Raw genomic sequence first — 3,954 nt, 5'->3', positions numbered from 1 at the left:
GACCAGCTCCTCGCGGACCATCAGCGCGCCGCCGCGGCCCGGACCAGCAGGTCGGGGCGGCCGAAGTTACCCGACTTGAGCAGCAGGGCCAGCGGCGCCGGGCCGGTCGTGACCAGCCAGGGGACGCCGAGGTCCTCCTCACGGGCGACCACCACCCGGTCGATGCCGAGCCCGTCGACCACGGCCCCGGAGGTCTCCCCGCCCGCGACCACGATCCGGCGCACCCCCCGGCCGACGGCGGCCCGGGCCAGCTCGGCCATGGTCAGCTCGATCGCCTTGGCCGCCCCGGGCGCGGCCCGCTCCCGCTCCGACGCCGGGGCCGAGGCATACACCAGCACGGTCCCGCCCTCCAGGTGCCGGCCCATCCAGTCCACGGCCTTGGCCCGGAGGTCGCCCGGGTCGGCATCGGCCGCCGGATCGAGCCGGTACGCCGGGAACCGCTCCCGCGCCCGCGCCACCTGGTCCAGGGTCGCCGCCGACGAGCTCCCGGCCAGGATCAGCACCGGCCCCTCAGGCAACCGCTCACCCTCCACGCCCCTGTCCCCGGCCTCGGCGGCCCTCGCCTCGGCGGCCCCGGTCGCCGGGGCTGTGGACAGGCGTTCGCCCGAAATCTCGCGGTCGGCTACGCTCCTCCTCTGGGGGGCCTCGCGCCGGGTGGTGAGGGTTTCGTGCGCCCTGGCGCCCAGGAGGCGGACCAGGCCGGCGGCGCCGGTCACCACGGGGAGGTCGCGGGAGGCGGCGGCGATGGTGGCGAGGTCGTCGTCGGTGGTGGCGTCGGTGACCGCGAACCGCGCTCCCTGGCCGCGCAGGTCGGCGAACGCGGCGGCCACCGCGGCCGGGCCCTGGCGGACGACCTCGGATCCGACCAGGGCGACCCGGTGGGGGGTCTGGCGGCCAAGGACCCGGACCAGGTCGGGGTCGGTCATGGGGGTTAGGGGGTGGTGGCGCATGGAGGACTCCGACAGCAGCCGGTCCCCGACGAACAGGTGGCCCTGGTGGACGGTGCGGCCGTGCTCGGGCGAGGTCGGGCAGACGACCGTGAACCGCGACCCGGCCGCGTCCAGGAGGGCGTCGGCGACCGGGCCGATGTTGCCGTCGTCGGTGGAGTCGAAGGTCGAGCAGTACTTGAAGAACAGCCGCCCGATGCCCTGCTCGCGCAGCCACCGCTGGGCGGCCAGGGAGACGGCGACGGCCTCGGCCGGCGGCAGGTTGCGGCTCTTCAGGGCGACCACCACGGCGTCGGCGTCGGCGGCGGCCCAGTCCGGGCGCGGCGGGCCGAACAGCAGCAGGGTCCGCAGCCCCTGCCGGCGCAGGGCGCTGGCCACGTCGGTCCCGCCGGTGTAGTCGTCGGCGACGCAGCCGAGCCGGCCGCCCAGGACGTCCCCGGTGGTCATGGTCCGGCCGGGTGCAGCCGGCGGGCCAGGACGTCGGCGGCGACATGGGGCGGACTCCACACGGGGACCCGTAGCGCCGCCTGGAGCCCGGCGCGGGCGGGGGTGAGCGAGTACTGGCCGAGCAGGAACAGGTCGACCTCGCCGGCCAGCGGCTCGGCCGCCGACCGCAGCGAGGCGAGCAGGGCGGCCCCGTCGCCGGCCGAGGCGGCCGCGGCCGCGCCCGGGCACAGCACCCCCACCACCTCGGTGCCGAGGCCGGACCCCCGGCCGCCGGCCTCGGCCGGCCCGCCGTCGGCCAGGGCCCCGCGGAGGCGGTCCGCCGAGTCGGCAACGGCCGTCTCCAGGGAGCCGAGCACGGCGACCCTGGCCGGTCGCTCGGCGGCCACGCGCTCGTACATCGCCTCGTCCGACCCGGCCACCGGGCGGTCCCAGAGCTGCGCCGCCAGGCGGGCCACGGGGCCGTACATGGAGCAGGTCAGCAGCACCCCGTCGGCCCCGCCGGCGACCGCGTGCCCGATCAGCGATAGCATCCGCCGGCGCAGCGGGGGCACCAGCCCGCCGGCCCGCTCGGCGTCGCTGACCAGCCGGTCGTCAAGCAGGTGCCAGAGGCCGGCCTCGGGGAACCGCTCGCCGAAGGCGGCCACGGCCGGGGCCATGGCGGCCGGGGTGGCGTGGATCAGCGCCACGGTGGGGCCGTCGCCGGGAGCCACGACGCCGCCCGTCAGCGCCGCCCGATGGCCTCGACCACGGCCGCGGCGAACCCGCTGGTCGAGACCGTGCCGCCGAGGTCGGGGGTGGCGACGCCGCCCTTGACGGTGTCGGTCACGGCCTGGGTGACCAGGGCCGCGGCCCGGGTGGCCGCCTCGTCGTCGTGGCGGGCACCCAGCCACTCCAGCAGCATCGCGCTGGAGCTGATCATCGCGATCGGGTTGGCCAGGTCGCGCCCGGCGATGTCGGGGGCCGAGCCGTGGGCGGCCTGGGCCATGGCCAGGTCGGCCGAGGCGTTGATCGAGGGGGCGATGCCGAGCGATCCGGCGATCTCACCGGCCAGGTCGGAGAGGATGTCGCCCATCATGTTCTCGGTGACCAGCACGTCGAAGTCGGGCGAGCGCCGCACCAGGTGCACGGTCATGGCGTCGATGTGGAAGTCGTCAACGGTCACGTCCGGGTAGCCGGCCGCGACCTCGCGGCACACGTCGCGGAACAGCCCGGTGGTCAGCTTGAGCACATTGGCCTTGTGGACGATGGTCAGGTGCTTGCGGCGGCGGGCGGCCAGGTCGCAGGCGACCTCGGCGATCCGCTCGACGGCCGGCCGGGTGACGATGCCGAGGGCGATGGCCACGTCCGGGGACGGCATGAACTCGCCGGTGCCGGCGTAGGTGCTGCGGTCGGCGTAGAAGCCCTGGGTGTTCTCGCGCACGATGATGAGATCCGTGTCGGGAGAGATGGCCCGGGCGCCCTCGAAGCCCCTGGCCGGGCGGATGTTGGCGAACAGGTCGAAGTGCTTGCGGATGGTGCCGCTGGGATTGAGGGCCGAGCGGTGGGGCTCGGGGTAGCTGGCGCTGTCATGGGGCCCGAGCAGCCAGCCGTCCAGCTCGGCCAGGGCCCGGAGGGTCTTGTCGGGGACGGCGGCGCCGTACTCGTCGATGGCGGCGGCGCCCAGCGGCAGCGGCACCCAGTCGACCGTCGGCCGGCCGGCGACGGCCGCCGTGGCCGCGTCCACCACCCGCACGGCCGCGGGCACGATCTCCGGGCCGATGCCGTCGCCTTCGAGGACGCCGAGCCGGTAGCGTCGCGGGTCTGCGGTCATGTCGCACCTCCGTTCGGCCGGTCCGGGTGGCGGGCGGCCATGGTGCCGGTGAATTGGTCGACCTGTCAACCACTCGACCGGCGGGCCAAACCGCGTACGATACGAACACCATGTCGACCGGTCTACCCAGAATCGACCTCAGCTCGCGCGAGACGCTCACGATGGAGATCGCGCGCCGGCTGCTCGACTACTTCCTGTCCGGAGAGGTCGAGCCCGGGGAGCGGATCCCCTCCGAGCGCCGCCTGGCCGAGTCCCTCGGCGTCGGCCGCTCGCTGGTCCGGGAGGCGCTCAAGTCACTGCACCTGCTCGGCCTGCTCGAGGTGCGCCAGGGCGACGGCACCTACCTGAAGCGGACCGACTCCGAGCTGCTGCCACAGGTGATCGAGTGGGGCCTGCTGCTCGGCGAGCGGCCGGCCCTCGACCTGGTCGAGGCCCGCGCCCATCTCGAGGTGGTGGTGGCCGGGCTGGCCGCCGAGCGCCGCGACGACAAGGCCCTCGACGACCTGCGCGGGCTGCTGGAGACGATGCGGGCGTCGAGCGACGACCCGGTCCGCTTCGTCGAGGCCGACGTCGGCTTCCACCTGCGGGTGGCCGAGGCGGCCGGCAACGTGGTCCTGAACGACATGCTCAACGGCGTGCGCGCCCTGCTGCGGGTCTGGATCCGCCGGGTGATCGAGGCCGCCGGCGAGACCGGCCCCTCCTACCTGGAGCACCAGCCGATCTTCGACGCGATCGAGCGGGGCGACCGCG

General features: G+C 75.5%; 4 protein-coding genes. 1 reads left to right on the top strand and 3 read right to left on the bottom strand.

Features of this window, described 5'->3' with window-relative positions:
- Nucleotides 1-20: 20 nt before the first annotated feature.
- The 3 genes from VF468_31360 to VF468_31350 are packed head-to-tail and all read right to left on the bottom strand — an operon-like array spanning nt 21 to nt 3,204.
- A complete protein-coding gene (locus VF468_31360) occupies nt 21-1,394 on the bottom strand; it encodes a four-carbon acid sugar kinase family protein (GenBank protein HEX5882785.1) in 1,374 nt (457 codons plus the stop codon).
- A complete protein-coding gene (locus VF468_31355) occupies nt 1,391-2,104 on the bottom strand; it encodes an aspartate/glutamate racemase family protein (GenBank protein ID HEX5882784.1) in 714 nt (237 codons plus the stop codon). The genes VF468_31360 and VF468_31355 overlap by 4 nt, the downstream gene beginning before the upstream one ends.
- 11 nt (nt 2,105-2,115) lie before the next feature.
- Nucleotides 2,116-3,204: an isocitrate/isopropylmalate family dehydrogenase gene (locus VF468_31350; protein HEX5882783.1), complete on the bottom strand. Its 1,089-nt coding sequence runs from the start codon at nt 3,202-3,204 to the stop codon at nt 2,116-2,118.
- 161 nt (nt 3,205-3,365) lie between these two features.
- On the opposite strand from VF468_31350, the gene VF468_31345 reads away from it, so the two are divergent.
- The coding region (locus VF468_31345; protein HEX5882782.1) for an FCD domain-containing protein at nt 3,366-3,954 on the top strand (589 nt) is incomplete at its 3' end.

The sequence above is a fragment of the Actinomycetota bacterium genome, from assembly GCA_036280995.1.
Classification (GTDB): domain Bacteria; phylum Actinomycetota; class CALGFH01; order CALGFH01; family CALGFH01; genus CALGFH01.
Note: the sequence above shows the minus strand (reverse complement) of the source record. Positions and strands in the feature narration are given on the sequence as shown.

Excerpts from the sequence above, each read along its gene's own strand:
- VF468_31360 (HEX5882785.1), bottom strand. The coding sequence starts at position 1,394 with ATGACCACCGGGGACGTCCTGGGCGGCCGGCTCGGCTGCGTCGCCGAC.
- VF468_31350 (HEX5882783.1), bottom strand. The coding sequence starts at position 3,204 with ATGACCGCAGACCCGCGACGCTACCGGCTCGGCGTCCTCGAAGGCGAC.